General features: G+C 74.8%; 10 protein-coding genes and 1 pseudogene. All 11 read left to right on the top strand.

Annotation, left to right across the window (positions count from 1 at the left end; translation table 11 throughout):
* The first annotated feature begins 60 nt into the window (after nt 1-60).
* The 11 genes and pseudogenes from ACIOFR_RS33895 to ACIOFR_RS33845 all read left to right on the top strand — a co-directional run bounded on the left by ACIOFR_RS33895 (nt 61) and on the right by ACIOFR_RS33845 (nt 15127).
* Nucleotides 61-1008, top strand: a complete 948-nt coding sequence (locus ACIOFR_RS33895; protein WP_401003270.1) for an LLM class flavin-dependent oxidoreductase — start codon at nt 61-63, stop codon at nt 1006-1008.
* A complete protein-coding gene (gene mpaB, locus ACIOFR_RS33890; RefSeq protein ID WP_401003268.1) occupies nt 1005-2003 on the top strand; it encodes a daptide biosynthesis RiPP recognition protein in 999 nt (332 codons plus the stop codon). Before ACIOFR_RS33895 ends, mpaB begins: the two co-directional genes overlap by 4 nt.
* On the top strand, nt 2000-2815 hold the full coding sequence (mpaM, locus tag ACIOFR_RS33885) for a daptide-type RiPP biosynthesis methyltransferase (RefSeq protein ID WP_401003266.1): 816 nt from the start codon (nt 2000-2002) through the stop codon (nt 2813-2815). Before mpaB ends, mpaM begins: the two co-directional genes overlap by 4 nt.
* A complete protein-coding gene (gene mpaD / locus ACIOFR_RS33880; RefSeq protein ID WP_401003265.1) occupies nt 2812-4083 on the top strand; it encodes a daptide-type RiPP biosynthesis aminotransferase in 1272 nt (423 codons plus the stop codon). The genes mpaM and mpaD overlap by 4 nt, the downstream gene beginning before the upstream one ends.
* Nucleotides 4080-5261 carry a daptide-type RiPP biosynthesis dehydogenase gene (gene mpaC / locus ACIOFR_RS33875; RefSeq protein WP_401003263.1) on the top strand — a complete coding sequence of 394 codons (1182 nt, stop codon included), beginning with the start codon at nt 4080-4082 and terminating at the stop codon, nt 5259-5261. Before mpaD ends, mpaC begins: the two co-directional genes overlap by 4 nt.
* A gap of 96 nt (nt 5262-5357) precedes the next feature.
* Nucleotides 5358-5528: a daptide-type RiPP gene (locus ACIOFR_RS33870; RefSeq protein ID WP_401003261.1), complete on the top strand. Its 171-nt coding sequence runs from the start codon at nt 5358-5360 to the stop codon at nt 5526-5528.
* A gap of 125 nt (nt 5529-5653) precedes the next feature.
* On the top strand, nt 5654-7318 hold the full coding sequence (mpaP, locus tag ACIOFR_RS33865; protein ID WP_401003259.1) for a daptide biosynthesis intramembrane metalloprotease: 1665 nt from the start codon (nt 5654-5656) through the stop codon (nt 7316-7318).
* A 45-nt stretch (nt 7319-7363) separates the two neighbouring features.
* On the top strand, nt 7364-9919 hold the full coding sequence (gene lanKC / locus ACIOFR_RS33860) for a class III lanthionine synthetase LanKC (protein WP_401003257.1): 2556 nt from the start codon (nt 7364-7366) through the stop codon (nt 9917-9919).
* Nucleotides 9920-10098: 179 nt separating this feature from the next.
* On the top strand, nt 10099-11415 hold the full coding sequence (locus ACIOFR_RS33855; protein ID WP_401003255.1) for a lipopolysaccharide biosynthesis protein: 1317 nt from the start codon (nt 10099-10101) through the stop codon (nt 11413-11415).
* A 144-nt stretch (nt 11416-11559) separates the two neighbouring features.
* The gene (locus tag ACIOFR_RS33850) at nt 11560-12384 is read left to right on the top strand and encodes an FAD binding domain-containing protein (RefSeq protein ID WP_401003253.1); all 825 of its coding nucleotides are present in this window, start codon (nt 11560-11562) and stop codon (nt 12382-12384) included.
* Nucleotides 12381-15127: pseudogene (locus ACIOFR_RS33845) on the top strand (molybdopterin-dependent oxidoreductase). Before ACIOFR_RS33850 ends, ACIOFR_RS33845 begins: the two are co-directional and overlap by 4 nt.
* The last annotated feature ends 20 nt before the right edge of the window (nt 15128-15147 follow it).

Raw genomic sequence — 15147 nt, 5'->3', positions numbered from 1 at the left:
GAGTAATTCAGTCATGCCCGGAGTGATTCAGTGCCATCCTTCTCGATCCTCGTTCCCTTTGTGCCGCGACGGCCCGAACAGCTGACCCCGTACGCGGCGCTGGTGCACTGGACCAGGGCCGCACGCCTGTGGCAGGGGCAGTCGCTGGCGGTCGAGTCCCACCAGGGGTTCGCCCACGCGGCGGGTACGGGATTCGGCGTGCCGACCGGGCTGGGGGTCAGCCTCATGCCGCTGCGCCACCCCTACGAGGCGGCCCTGCAGGCCCGCTCGCTGGCGCTCGCCACCGGGCACCCGGTGCTGGCGGGCTTCGGTCCCGGCCGGCCCGCACTGCAGCGCGCCATGCGCGGCGAGCCGTACGCCAGCCCGCTCACGGCGGCCGAGGAGTACGTCACGCTCGTCCGCGGACTGCTGCGGGGCCGGACGTTCGACTTCCACGGCGCGTACTACCACTGCGAAGGCGCTCTTCCGCCCTCGCCCGCGCCGGAGGTGCAGGTCGGGCTGGGGGTGCTGCGGCCGGGCATGGCACGCCTGGCGGGCCGGGTGGCGGACGCCGCCATCACCTGGCTGACGCCCGCGTCCTACCTGCGGGAGACGGTGATCCCCGCCCTGCGCGAAGGCGCCGGGGCGGAGGGACGCCCCGTGCCCCGGGTGGTCGCGATGGTGCCGATGGCGCTGCCGCTGCCCGATCACACCGCCGAGGCCGTCGCGGTGGCCGGCAGCGGTCCGCACATGCGGGCGCCGCACTACGCCGACATGCTGCGGCGCGCCGGGATCGACGTCGGCGGCGACGACCCCCGGGAGAACGCGCGCTCGCTGATCGCGGGCGGAGCCTTCCTGGCCGGTGACGCCGACCGGCTCGTGGAGCAGATCAGGGACTTCTGGAATTCCGGCGTGGACGAAGTGGTCATCAACGTGACCGGTGTCGCGAATATCGGAGGGCCGCAGGCGGCCATGCGCCAGATCAAGACGATCGTCACTGCGCTGAGTGGCACGGAGGAGACGCGATGAGCGGTGAGATGCGCGATCTGATGGCCTGGGCCACCGGTGTCCGGGGCCCGCGCCAGGTCATTGTCCTGGAGGATTCCCGGCACGTCGGGGACGTGCGGGAAATGCTCGGCACGGAGTCCGGAGAGCACGACCACCGGATCTTCGCCCCGGGCGACCGAATGGACGCCGGTGACCATGTCGTCGGCTACGGCGGGTCCTTCCACACGTGCGACGCCGAGGCTTCCCTCGGGGACGACTTCTATCTCCAGGTGCAGAATTACAGCATCAGCGAGTACGTTTCGGTGATCGGGCCGACGCTGGTCCGCCTGGCCGACGAAACCGATTTCGAGGTGTGGCTCCGGGACGCCGACACCGCTCGTGAGAAGGGCGAATTCGTCGATTTCCTGGCGAATCCCGCCCTGCTGGTCGCGGATCTCCCGGGGCTCGGCGGGCCGCTGGACGGAGCCGGTCCGCGGCACCGGCTGCACGTCCGGGCCGACGGAGAGGTGTCGGTCTCGCCGTACGGTTCGGCGCTCGGGAGGCTGGGCGACCGCCCGGAGGACCTGGAGGCCGCCTGGCAGCGGGCCAACGCCGCCGGCGGGCACCCCTGTGCCGTCGCGCTCGCCACCGCCGTCCCCGAGGCGCGGCGCACCGCGGAGCTGGCGGGCCGGCCGTGGCTGGCCGAGTACCTGACGGCCGTGGACGCGCTGCGCGAACTGCGGTCCCGCGGCATCCCGAGGGCGCGCGTCTCCGGCTTCGGCGGACGCCTGCGGCCGGAGAACCAGCGCACCGAACCGCTCCGGACGCCGGGCCGGCACCTGGTGCTGTGGACCGACGAGTCCGCCTACCTCTACACCGCCGAGGGATCCCGGCTGTTCGAACTCAACCACGCCGCGGGCGAACTCGCCGAACTGCTGCTCTGCCGCGGATCCGTCGAGGCGGCCGCCGAGCACGCCCCGCCGGCCGGGCTCCTGAAGGTGCGGCAGTTCTTCGAGCGGGCGGGGGTCGTCCTGTGAGCACGGACCAGCGGGTCACCGTTCCCGGCCGGGCCGGCGCGCTGCTGGCCGAACTCGGCGACCGCGCCGTCCTCCACGACCTGTACGACGAGGAGGGCGCGCCGGTCTACCACGCGATCGCCGGCAGCTCGCCGCTCGAAGTGCGCGAGCTGGTCGGTGCGCTGCGTCCCACCGTCGGCCCGATCCTCGAACTGGCCGCCGGATCAGGCCGGTTGACGATGCCGCTGCTCACCCTGGGGCGCGAGCTGACCGCCCTCGAACTGGCACCGGGCATGATCCGGATCCTGACGGAGCGCCTGCGGGCGGTACCCGCCGCACGGCGCGACCGCTGCACGGTCGTTCCCGGTGACATGAGCGACTTCGACCTGGACCGCACGTTCGGCGCGGTCGTGCTCGGCGCCACCTCCGTCTCGCTGCTGGACGCGCCCGGCCGGGCCGGCCTCTACCGCTGCGTCCGCCGCCACCTCGCCCCCGGCGGGAGGTTCCTGCTCACCGCGGTGGACGTCGCGGACTTCGGCAGCTCCACCACCGAGCAGGTGATGGACGTCGACGGTTCCGACGGCACCCGCTACCGCCTGTACGAACACTGGACGGAGGGCGCCGACGTGCGCACGGTCACGGTCTTCCCGCAGCCCCTGGAGGCGGCGGCACCGGCGATCACGGTGTGCACCACCCGGATCGGGGTCCTCCCGGTGGCGCAGCTGGAGACCGAACTGGCCCATGCCGGAATGATCCTGACGGACCGTCGGCCCCTTCCGCCGACCGGCGGCCGCCACCACGACGTCCTGCTCGTCGCGGAGGTCGCCGCATGAGCGCCCTGTGGCCCGCCCTGGTCGCCCCGAGCCGGCACGGCCGTGACGACCTGTGCGCGGTCTCCGCCCGCGGGGTGCGCGTGCGCCTCGCGGACGGCCGCGAACTGCTCTGCGGATCCAGCGGCCTGTGGAACACCGCCCTCGGGTACGGCAACGAGGCCGTTGCCGATGCCGTCGCCCGGGCCGCCCGCGACGCGTCCTACCTGGGCGTGTTCCGCTACGAGAACGGCTACGCCCGCCGGGCCGCCGAGGCACTGGTCGACCTGTGCGGCCGCGACCACTACGGCCGGGTGCTGTTCTCCACCTCCGGCGGCGCGGCCAACGACCTGGCGATGAAGCTCGCCCGCCAGCTGCACGCCCTGCGCGGCGAACCGCGGCGCACCCTGGTCGTCGGGCTCCGGACGAGCTACCACGGCCTCACCTTCGGCGGCTTCGCGCTCTCCGGCGGGGACATGGGGCAGCAGATGTACGGGGTGGACCAGCGGCTGGTCCGCCACGTCACCCCCAACGCGGTCGACGAGCTGGACGCGCTGTTCGCCCGCCAGGGCGCCCAGATCGCCGCCGTGGTCGTCGAACCGGTGCTGGGCAACGGAGCGGTGCCCCTCGACGAGGAGTTCCTCGCGGCGCTGCTGCGCCTGCGCGAGCAGCACGGCTTCCTGCTGGTCGCCGACGAGGTCGCCACCGGCTTCGCCCGCACCGGCCCCTACTTCGCCTCCACCCGGTGGCCCCGGCGACCGGACCTGCTGATCCTCTCCAAGGCGCTGACCAACGGCACCTGCGCCGCCGCCGCGGTCCTGGTCGCCCACGGGGTCGACGCGACCTTCGGCGACGCCGACGCGGTGTTCGTGCACGCCGAGACCCAGGCCGGCACGCCGACGACCTGCGCGGCGATCCTGGCCACGCTGGAGGAGATGCGGCGACTGGACGCGGAGGCCCTCAGCCACCGCCTGTCCGCCCGCCTGGACACGGAGTTGGCGTCCCTCCGCGACCGGCTGCCCCGGCTGGACGTGACCGAGGGCGTCGGCTGCTTCCGCTACCTCGGCTTCCGCGCCCCCGACGGCGGACCGCTGTCGGCGGAGGACGTCGCCGGCCTGGTCGCGGCCGTCCGGGAGGCCGGCGCGATCGTCCACCCCGGCCCCCAGGGCATCCAGCTCATCCCCGCGCTCACCTACACCGACGAGGACCTGGACGAACTGCTGGACTGCGTCGTCCGCGGCGCCGGGGCGTTCTTCGCCGCCTCCGGGACACCGGCGGGAGGTGGCCGGTGACCGGCGGATGGCAGCAGCCCACCCGCGTGCTGCACGGCACGGCGGAGTTCACCGGCTGGGCGGCCCGGCAGGCGTCCGGGACTCCCACCGTGCTGCTCGTGGACGCCCGGCTCGCCGGGAGCGCGATCGCCTCGGTGGTCGCCGGGGCCCTGCCCGTCCACGAGGTGATCCCCCTGGACGGGCCGGGAGCCCTGGACCGCGTGGTCGAACTCGCCGACCGCCTCCGGCAGGGCCCCGCCCGGCTGGTCGCCGCCGTCGGCGGGGGGAGCGTGCTGGACCAGGCGAAGCTGGCGACCGCACTGGCCGGTGACCCGGGAGTGCTGCCCCGGCTGACCGCCCCGCAGCGCAGCGGGCTGGTCCTGCTGCCCGGGGAGGCCGCCCGGGCCCTGCCGCTGCTCGCCGTCCCCACCACCATCGGCACCGGTGCGGAGGTCAGCCGGGTCGCCTGCCTGCACACCGCGCAGGGCAAGCGGCTGGTGGCGGGCCGCTCGCTGTCACCGGAACTCGCCCTGCTGGACCCCCTGGCCACCGCCGGGCTGCCCGCCGAACTGGTCGTCGAAGGCGCCCTGGAGGCACTGTTCCGGGTGGCCGGCGTCTACGCGGGCGACCTCCGGGACTCCCCGGTCGAGGACGCCCTCGCCCTGACGGTCGCCGCCCAACTGCTCGTCCTGGGCTACCGGGCCGCCGCCGACGGCCCGGACGACCAGGTCCGCGGCGCGCTCGCCCGGCTCAGCGCCCTCACCCACAGCGACTGGCTGCAACTGGACCGCGATCCGTTCGCCCTGCGCGGCTGGTACCTCGCCAACGAGCTGTCCACCGCCCTCGGCGTCCGCAAGATGACGGCCGTCGCGGCGCTGCTCCCGCCGCTGTTCCGGCGAACGGCCGCCGGTGACCGGCGACTCGGCTCGGCCGAACGGCTCGCCCGGCTGTGGGAGGGGCTGCGTTCGGCCGCCCCCCGGCCGCTGCCCGCCGATCCGCCGGCCGGCATCGCCGCCCTGCTGGAGCACTGGGGCGTCGAGCACCGTCCGGTGGCGGACCCGGCGGAGCTGGACGCCGTCGCGCGGCGCACGGTCCGCGCCTGGGGGGCGGGACTGCCCGCCCTGGGCGGTCTGACACTCGGTGACGTCCGCGCCGTGCTGGGGGACGCCGTCCGTGCACCCGGGCCCGGGGCGCACTGAGCGGCCGTCGCGGCCGCTCCACCACGAACTTCCGGTCCACCGCCGCGTGCGGACGTGGACCGGACGACCCCGACCGTCCCGACCGTGGGAGAGGAGGTGAACACAGTGCAGGAGAACATCAACGGCTCGCTGGAGCTGGAGTTGGGCATGCAGGACCTGGAGCTCGACATGCAGGAGCTGGAGGGCATGGACGCCCCGTTCAACTGGAGCAACGCCGTCTGGAGCGTTGCCACCGTCAGCATCGGCAGCGTCATCGTCGCGACCTGACGGCATGACACCCGGCGGTGCCGGGACGCGGTGGACCCGTCCCCGCGGCCCGGCACCCGCTCTCCTTCCCGGTCACGGCCCGTCCCCGGTCGCGACCCGGGCCGGAGCGACGTGAGGGAGAGACCTTGACCAGCCACACGGCCCCTGCCCCGCAGGAGGGGAGCGGAACGGACGGCGAGCACATCAGCCGTCCCCGCCTCGCCGACGACGTCGTCGTCCATCCGCCGATCAGTGCGGACGCACCCTGGATCATCCGACGCGGCGAGCAGTACCTGCGGGTGGGGGCCGACCTGGCGAAGCTGGCGGGGGCCGCCGACGGCACCCGGGGGCACCGCGAACTGGCGGCCCTCCTCGGCCCCCGCTGGTCCGCCGCGGCGGTGGACACCGCCGTGCGCAGACTGGTCGTGGCCAAGGTGTTCCACGGCGGTGCCGACACCGGCCGCGGCGCGCCCCGGCGTGCTCCCCGGCTCAAGGTCGTACCGCCGCTGACCGTCCAGCTGACCGTTGTCCACCCGCGGCGGCTGCTGTCGGGCGTCCTTCCCGCGATGGCCCTGCTCGGGCTGAAGCGCTGGGGCGCCGTCGGCGCGCTCCTCGCCGCCGGGGGTCTCGCGGCGCTGGCGGCGCTCGGCCCCGAACTGGCCGGGGTGCTCGGACGGCCGCTGCCGCCGAGCGTGTACGCCGGCGTGCTGGGCGCCATGCTCCTCGCCAGCGCACTGCACGAGCTCGCCCACGCGGCCGTCCTCGCCTACTACGGCGGCCGGCCGAGCCGGATGGGCGTGATGCTGTTCTACCTCTCGCCGGCCTTCTTCTGCGACGTCTCCGACGGCTGGCGGCTGTCCCGCAACGAGCAGCGCGTGCGGGTCGCCCTGGCCGGCATCGCCACCCAGTGGGTGATCGCCGGCTCCGCGGCGCTGGCCGCGCTCGCACCGCCGCCGGGCCGCTGGCAGGACGGGCTGCTGCTGTTCGCCGCCGCGGGCTACTTCGCCGGGACGCTCAACCTGCTGCCGGTGGTCCGGCTGGACGGCTACCTGGCGCTGATGAGCCACCTGGACGTCCCGCACCTGCGCGACCTGGCGATGGCCGACGCCCGCCACCGGATCGCCCGGCTGCTCTACGGCGGCCGCTACCGCCCGGAGCTGCCACGGCTGCGCTGGGCCGTCCCGTTCGGCCTCGCCTGCATGGCCGCCCCGTTGTTCATCGTGGTCCCCGCGCTGGGCAACTTCACCGCGTTGCTCCAGCGGACCGGCACGCCCGGGGCGGTCCTGATGGTGTGCGCGGCGGGCTACCTGACCTGGCTCCTGCTCCGCGGTGCGGTGCGTACGGCCGCCGAGGCCCGTACGGCCGGCGCCCCCCGGTGGCGGATCGCCCTGTCGGCCACCGCGCTCACCGCCGCCGCGGTCTGCGCCCTGCTGTTCGTCCGTGTCCCGTGCACCGTCGCCGGCGGCTACACCGTGCGCGACGGCGGCCGGGTGGAACTGCTCCTGCCGTCCTCGGTCGACCCGTCCGCCGTCCACCCGGGAACGGCCGTCCAGCTCTACCGGGCCGGGCTGGTGGGACGCACCACGACGGGCGAGGCCGTCATCGGATCCGGCCGCGCCACCGCCACCACGGCGCCGCTCTCCGCGTTCGTCCCCATGACCGGCACCAGCCTGACGCTGCCCGCCGCCGGCTACCCGCTCACCACCACCCGGCCGCCGGCCGAGCGGACCGGCAACGCCCGGCTCACGCTCGGACGACGCCCGCTGGCCCGCTGGCTGTACGACACCTACCTGGCTCCCTGCCTTCGCTGAGCCGCCCCCCGCCCCGGCCACCCGGCCCGACCCTGGAAGCACACGGTGTTCCTGCCCTACGTCCAGCACTGCCAACCGGACAGCCCGTACTACGACCTCCCGTCGCAGGACCGGACGGCGGCCGACTACCCGGCCGCCCGCGAGCCGCTTCCCGACGGCTGGACCCGGCAACTCAACCCGCACTGGTCCTTCCACGCCCCCCGCGACTGCCGGCTCCCGTCCCAGGGGTGGAAGATCCACGTCTCGACGGTGCCGGACCGGGCCGAGCCGCTCCTGGCGACCGTCCGCGCCTACTGCGAGGCCCGGCGGATCCCGTACAAGTTCATCCGCAGCCCGCACGTCCTCACCGACCGCAACAGCAAGTACGGCGACCGTGGCAGCAGCGGCAAGTTCGTCACCGTCTACCCGCTCGACGAACGGCAGTTCGGCACCGTCCTCACCGAACTCGGCGACCTGCTCGACGGCGAGCCGGGGCCTTACATCCTCAGCGACCTGCGCTGGCGCAACGGCCCGCTGTACGTGCGCTACGGCGGTTTCGTCCTGCGCACCGTCACCGACGCGCACGGCCGCCGGATCCCCTGCATCGAGGACCCGGACGGCCGCCCCGTGCCCGACCGGCGCGGCCCCGGCTTCCACCCGCCCGCCTGGGTGACCCTCCCGGAATGCCTCGACGAGGCCGTCGCCGCCCGCAGCGCCGGCACCGGCCGCGCCCTGCCCTTCATCGTCCGCAGAGCCCTGCACTTCTCCAACGGCGGCGGCGTCTACGAGGCGACGGAACGGGCGACCGGCCGCACCGTCCTGGTCAAGGAGGCCCGGCCGCTGGCCGGCCTGGACGGCCGGGGCAGGGACGCGGTCGCCCGCCTGGAACAGGAGCGCTGGGCCCTGCGGATGCTGGCCGGCATCCCGGCCGTCCCGGAGCTCATCGACTACCGCAAGGGCCACGAGCACTACTACCTCACGCGGGAACTCGTCGACGGGACGGCACTGAGCCGCGGCGGCGGCACCGCCAACCCCTGGGTGACCGGCACCCTCGACGACCGGAGCGCACGCCGGTACACCGACTGGGCGCTCGACATCCTCCGGCAGACCGAGCGGACCATCGACGCCATGCACGAGCGCGGCGTCGTCTTCGGCGACCTGCACCCCGGGAACGTCCTCGTCCGGCCCGACGGCACCGTCGCCTTCATCGACCTGGAGACCGCCACCCCGGTCACGGCCGCCGCACCCCAGGTCATCGGCGTCCCCGGCTTCCGCGCCCCCAACCACTACCGCGGCACGGCGCTGGACCGCTACGCCCTGGGCTGCCTGCGGATGGCCCTGTTCGCCCCGATCACCGCCGTGCTCGACCACGCACCGCAGAAGCTGGACCAGCTGCTCACCCTCGTCGCGGCCCGCTTCCCCGTCCCCGCCGACTTCGAGCGGCAGGTGCGCCGTGACCTCGCCACCGAGCCGGAGAACCGACCGGTGGCGCCCGGCCGCAGCCGCCCGGCCCGCCTGCAGCCGCCGACCCCCTCGGCGGCGACCTGGCCCGCCCTGCGGGCGGCCGTCGCCGGCGGCATCCTGGCCAGCGCCACCCCCGACCGCACCGACCGCCTGTTCCCCGGGGACGTCGAGCAGTTCACCGCCCCGGGCGGCGGAGCGACCTTCGCCCACGGTGCGGCCGGGGTGCTGTGGGCCCTGGCCGAAACCGGAGCCGACGTCCCCGACGAGCACATCCGCTGGCTGGACGACGCCGTGGACGCCCTGGTGGACCCACGCCCCGGCTTCTACGACGGCCTCACCGGCATCGCCTTCGCCCTGCACCGGCTCGGCCGCACCGACCGGGCCCGCGACATCCTCGAACGCGTGGTCACCGCCGAGCCGGAACGGCTCGACCACAGCCTGTACGCCGGACGCGCCGGCATCGGGCTGACCCTGCTGCACCTCGCCCGGTGCACCGGCGACCAGGACCTGCTCGCCCACGCCCGGGCCCTCGCCGACCAGCGGGCCGGCGGCCCCACCGGAGCACCACGGCCCGGACTGCTGCACGGACGCTCGGGCACGGCGCTCTTCCTGCTGCGCCTCGCCGAGGAGACCGGCGACCGCACCCTGCTGCCGGCCGCCGCCGACGCCCTGCGCCAGGACTTCGCCGACCTCGGCCTCACCGAAGCCGGTGTCGGTGCCGGTGTCGGCGAGCCGTCCGGAGCACGGCGCCCGGTGCCGTACCTGGGGATCGGCAGCGCGGGCCCGGCCCTGGTCGCCGCCCGGCTGCTGCCTCGGCTGGCCACCCCCGACCCCCGCCTCACCCGCGCCCTGGAACGCAGCCGCACCGCCCTGACCACGGAGTTCCACCCGCGAGCCGGGCTGTTCACCGGCCGGGCCGGCGTCGTCCTGGCCCTGCGGCAGCTGCACCGCGGCACCGCGGACGACACCGAAGCCCTGCACCGGCACGTGGCGGCCTTCGACTGGCACGCCGTCCGCACCGGGCCCCACACCGAGTTCCTCGGCGAGTACTCGCTGCGCCGCTCCAACGACCTCGGCACCGGCTCGGCCGGGGTACTCCTCGCCCTCGACGCCGCGTTGGGGACCGGCCGCGCCACCCTGCCGTTCCTGGACGGCTAGGCCTGCCCGGTCCGGGGCCGTAGAGCGTCCCACCGCCGTGTCCGCGTGTGCTCCGGGATGCCGGGCGGTGGGTCTGGCACGGTTCATTGCATGCCTGCGCTCCCGTGCCCCGCTGCCTCCGGCCTCCAGTGCCGCACCGTGTGCCCGGTCCGGCCGTCGGCCGGGAACCGGGGCTCCGCGTGACGGGCGGCGGCGGGCCGCTCGTCCAGTTGCGGGAGCGGCTGCAGGCCGCCGGCCGGGTGCCGGGCGGGTCCGTGCTGCTGCGCAACGGGCGGATCCTGGCGGCGAGCGCGGTGCTGGCCGCCGGGCTGGGCGCCCTGTTCTGGCTGCTGGCGGCCAGGTGGTTCACCGCCGCCGCGGTCGGCCGCAGCTACGCGTTGCTGTCCGCGGCGATGCTGCTGGCCACCCTCGGATCGCTGAACCTGGGTGACGTCCTGGTGCGGTTCCTGCCGACCGCGGGTGTGCGCGGCCGGTGGCTGGTGATGCGCTGCTACGGCGTCGCGGCCGGGACCAGCGCCGCCGTGGCGGTCGGGTTCGTGCTGCTCGCCGACCGGATCTCGCCCGGGCTCACCGACCTGCGCGAGCCGTTGTCGGCGGTGCTGTTCGTCGTCGCGACGGCGGGGTACGCGGTCTTCGTCCTCCAGGACGGTGCGCTGACGGGGCTGCGCCGGCCGGGCTGGGTGCTGGCCGAGAACCTCGTGTTCGCCGTGGCGAAGGCGCTCGGCCTGGCCCTGTGCGCGGCGCTGGCGGTCGCCGCCGGCATCCTGCTGTCCTGGGCGGCCGGCCTGGCGCTCGCGGTCGCGCTCGCGAACGCCGTGCTGTTCGCCCGTGCCCTGCCCGCCGCCCGCCACAGTGGCGGCGGTGCCCCGGACCGCGGGCGGCCGCGGGCGATGGCCCGGTACGCGGCCGCGGACTACGTCGGACAGCTCGGCCAGGTCGCCGTCTCCAAGTCCCTGCCGCTGCTGGTCCTCGCCCGGCTCGGCGCCGAGCAGACCGCCTACTACTCGCTCGCGTACCTGGTCACCGACACCCTGTACCAGGCCGCGTACAGCATGGGGCAGTCCCTCACCGTGGAGGGCGCGGCCGAACCCGAGCGGCTCGCCGAGCACGCCCGCCGGATGCTGTGGCACACCGCCGCCCTCATCACCCCCGCCGCGGCGGTCACGGTCGTCGCGGCGCCGTGGATCCTGCGCCTGTTCGGTGCCGACTACGCCGAGCACGGCACCACCGTCCTGCGGCTGATGGCGCTGTCCGCCGTGCCCAACGTGCTGTTCGGTGTGGCCGTCCACGTCGCCCGCGTCCGCCAGGCGCTGACCTTCCTGACCGGTCTTCAACTGGCCTTCGCCGCACTGCTCCTGGCCCTCGTCCTGGTGCTGATGCCGCGCCACGGGCTGGCCGGGGTGGGCGCGGCCTGGCTGGCCACGGCGTCCCTCCTCGCGCTCGTCCTGGCCGCCACCGCACCCCGCTGGCTGCCGAGCGGCCGGCCCCGGGCCTGAACCGAGGGGCCCGGCGCACGCCGCCGGTCCTCCTGGTCGATCGTCCAGTCCGCACCCGGGCCCGCGGTGCGCGGCACCACTCGTCCCCGCAGGTCGGGCGTTGCTTCAATCGCCGTATCGAGCGGGCGAGGACGGTGGATCGACGTGGATCTGAACACGGTGCTGGAGGTGCGCGACGGTCGCCGTCGCGACACCTGGCGGCCGGGCGACGCCTGGCTCGGGGGCGGGACCTACCTGTTCTCCGAGCCGCAGCCGCACCTGCGCCGGCTGATCGACCTGAGCCGGACGGGCTGGGAGCCGCTGGAGGTGACCGCCGCCGGTGACCTGGAGATCGCCGCGACCTGCACCGTCGCCGCGCTGTCGCGCTTCCCGAAGCCGCAACACTGGACGGCCGCGCCGCTCTTCGAGCAGTGCTGCCGGGCGTTCCTGGCCTCGTGGAAGATCTGGAACATGGCCACCTTCGGCGGCAACCTGTGCAACTCGCTGCCGGCCGGGCCGATGATCTCGCTGGCCGCCGGGCTCGACGGGGTCTGCCTGCTGCGGGCGCAGACCGGCGCGCTGCGCGAGGTCCCCGTGGAGCGGTTCGTCACCGGTGCCGGCCGCAACGTGCTGCACCCCGGTGAGCTGCTGCGCTCGGTGACCCTGCCCGCCCGCTCCCTGCGGGCCAGGACGGCCTTCCGGCAGGCGTCGCTGTACGGACTGGGGCGTTCGGGCGTGCTCGTGATCGGCACCCTCGACCCGGTCGACGGGACCGTGGTGATCACCGTTTCGGCCTCCACCGTGCGGCCGATCCGGCTGGCCTTCCCGGTGCCGCCGAACGCGGCGGCGGTGCGCGAGGCGGTCGAGTACGGGATCGAGCCCGGCGAGTACGTCGACGACATCCACGGACTGCCGGCCTGGCGACGGCACATGACGTTCCGCTACGCCGAGGAGATCCGCCGGGAACTGACCGAGGAGGACGGCCGATGAGCTACTCGATCCGGGTGAACGACCAGGACTTCGACCAGGAGCCCCGCGCGGGCCAGTGCCTGCGCACCTACCTGCGCGAGCGCGGCTGGTTCGGCGTCAAGAAGGGCTGCGACGCGGGGGACTGCGGCGCGTGCACCGTCCAGGTCGACGGCGAGCCTGTGCACAGCTGCCTCTACCCGGCGGTGCGGGCCGAGGGCCGCTCGGTGACCACCGTCGAGGGGCTGGCCGGGCGCGGCGGCGAACTCCACCCCGTCCAGCAGCGGTTCCTCGACGCCCAGGGCTTCCAGTGCGGGTTCTGCACGGCCGGCCTCCTGATGACCGCCTCGGCCCTGGACGCCGACAGCTGACCGACCTGCCGCGGTCGCTGAAGGGCAACCTGTGCCGCTGCACCGGCTACCGGGCGATCGAGGACGCCGTCCGCGGCGTCAAGCACGTCGAGGAGCCCTGCGCCGGGCAGGCGGTCGGCCGCAGCCCGGGTGCGCCGGCCGGGCCGCAGGTGGTCACCGGGACCGCCCGCTACACCTTCGACGTCGAGGTGCCGGGGCTGCTGCACATGAAGCTGCTGCGATCCCCGCACCCGCACGCCAGGATCGTCTCCATCGACACCTCGGCCGCGCTGCGGGTGCCCGGAGTGCACCTGGTCCTGACCCACCACGACGCCCCGGAGCGGCTGTTCTCCTCGGCCCGGCACGAACATCCCACCGAGGACCCGGACGACACCCGGGTGCTGGACGTCGTCGTCCGGTTCGCCGGTCAGCGGGTCGCGGCCGTGGTCGCGGACAGCGAGGGGGCGGCGGAGGAGGGCTGCCGCCGGATCGTGGTCGAGTACGAGGTGCTGCCGTTCGTCGTCGACCCGGAGCTCGCGATGGCGCCCGGTGCGCCGGTGATCCACCGCAAGGGCCCCGAGTCGCGGATCGCGCGCCCGGAGCACAACGTCTGCGGCGAGGTGCACGGCGAGATCGGCAGCGTCGAGGAGGGTTTCGCCGGGGCCGACGTCGTCTACGAGGAGACCTTCCGCACCCAGCGGGTGCAGCACGCGAGCCTGGAGACGCACGGCGCGGTGGCCTGGTTCGAGGACCGGCCCGGTGAGGACGGTGTGGCCCGGGAGCGGATCGTGGTCCGCTCCAGCACCCAGGTCCCGTTCCTGACCCGCCGTGCGCTGTGCGCGCTGTACGACCTGCCGCCCGAGTACGTCCGGGTGGTGGCGGGCCGGGTCGGCGGCCGGTTCGGCGGCAAGCAGGAGATGCTCGTCGAGGACGTCGTGGTGCTCGCCGCGCTGCGGCTGAAGCGCCCGGTGAAGCTGGAGTTCACCCGGCCCGAGCAGTTCTACGGCGCCACCACCCGGCACCCGTTCACCATCCGGATCAAGGCGGGGGCGCGCCGTGACGGCACCCTCACCGCGCTCCAGCTGCGGGTCGTCGCCAACACCGGCGCGTACGGCAACCACGGCCCCGCGGTGATGTTCCACAGCGTCGGCGAGTCGATGGCGGTGTACCGGGCGCCGCACAAGAAGGTCGACGCCTACTCCGTCTACACCAACTGCGTGCCGGCCGGGGCGTTCCGCGGCTACGGGCTCGGACAGGTGACCTTCGCGGTGGAGTCGGCGATGGACGAGCTGGCCCGCCGGCTCGGCATCGACCCGCTGGTGCTGCGCGAGCGCAACATCATCGGCCCCGGCGAGCCCATGATCAGCCCCGGCGGCGAGGAGGAGGACCTGCACATCGCCAGCTACGGCCTCGACCAGTGCCTCCAGGTGGTCCGCGAGGCACTCGCCGGGGACCGCAGCGCCGAGGACGCCCCGCCGGGCTGGCTGGTCGGGCAGGGCACCGCCATGTCGATGATCGCCACCGGCCCGCCCGGCGGGCATTTCGCCGACGCCACCGTCAAGCTGCTGGAGGACGGCGGCTACGACATCGCCGTCGGCACCGCCGAGTTCGGCAACGGCACCACCACCGTGCACCGGCAGATCGCGGCCGGGGCCCTGGGCACCACCGTCGACCGGATCGCCGTCCGGCAGTCCGACACCGACGTCGTCCGGCACGACACGGGTGCCTTCGGCTCGGCCGGCACGGTCGTCGCGGGCAAGGCCGTGTTGAGGGCCGCCGAGGCCCTCGCCGAACAACTCCTGTCCTTCGCCGCCGAGTACGCCCGTACGCCGCCCGGCCGGTGCCGGCTGGCGGCGGACGCGGTGGAGTGCGCCGGCCGGGTGGTCGCCCTCAAGGAGCTCTTCGAGGCGGCCCGCGGCCGGGGTGTCGTCCTGTCCGGTGACGGGCACTGGGGCGGCTCGCCGCGCTCGGTGGCCTTCAACGCCCAGTGGTTCCGGATCGCCGTCGACCCGGACACCGGGGAGATGCGGATCCTGCGCAGCGTCCACGCGGCCGACGCCGGCCGGGTGATGAACCCGCTGCAGTGCCGCGGCCAGGTCGAGGGCGGGGTCGCCCAGGCGCTCGGCGCGACCCTGTTCGAACAGGTCCTGGTCGACGACGCCGGTCAGGTCACCACGGCGGCCTTCCGCCGCTACCGGCTGCCCGCCTACGCCGACGTGCCGCGCACCGAGGTGCACTTCATGGAGACCTCCGACGCCATCGGCCCGCTCGGCGCCAAGTCGATGAGCGAGAGCCCCTTCAACCCGGTCGCCCCCGCCTTCGCCAACGCCCTGCGGGACGCCACCGGGGTGCGCTTCACCGAGGTTCCGCTGCTGCGCGACAGGGTGTGGCAGGCGATCGCCGAACGGCACGGCTGACGGCCGGGGGTGGTGTCCGC

Source organism: Kitasatospora sp. NPDC088346 (genome assembly GCF_044740765.1).
Classification (GTDB): Bacteria; Actinomycetota; Actinomycetes; order Streptomycetales; family Streptomycetaceae; genus Kitasatospora.
This window is presented reverse-complemented; position numbering and strand designations above follow the sequence as displayed.

What these genes read in the sequence shown, in the direction of transcription:
- mpaD (WP_401003265.1), top strand. Translation starts at nt 2,812, where the DNA reads ATGAGCGCCCTGTGGCCCGCCCTGGTCGCCCCGAGCCGGCACGGCCGT.
- mpaB (WP_401003268.1), top strand. Translation starts at nt 1,005, where the DNA reads ATGAGCGGTGAGATGCGCGATCTGATGGCCTGGGCCACCGGTGTCCGG.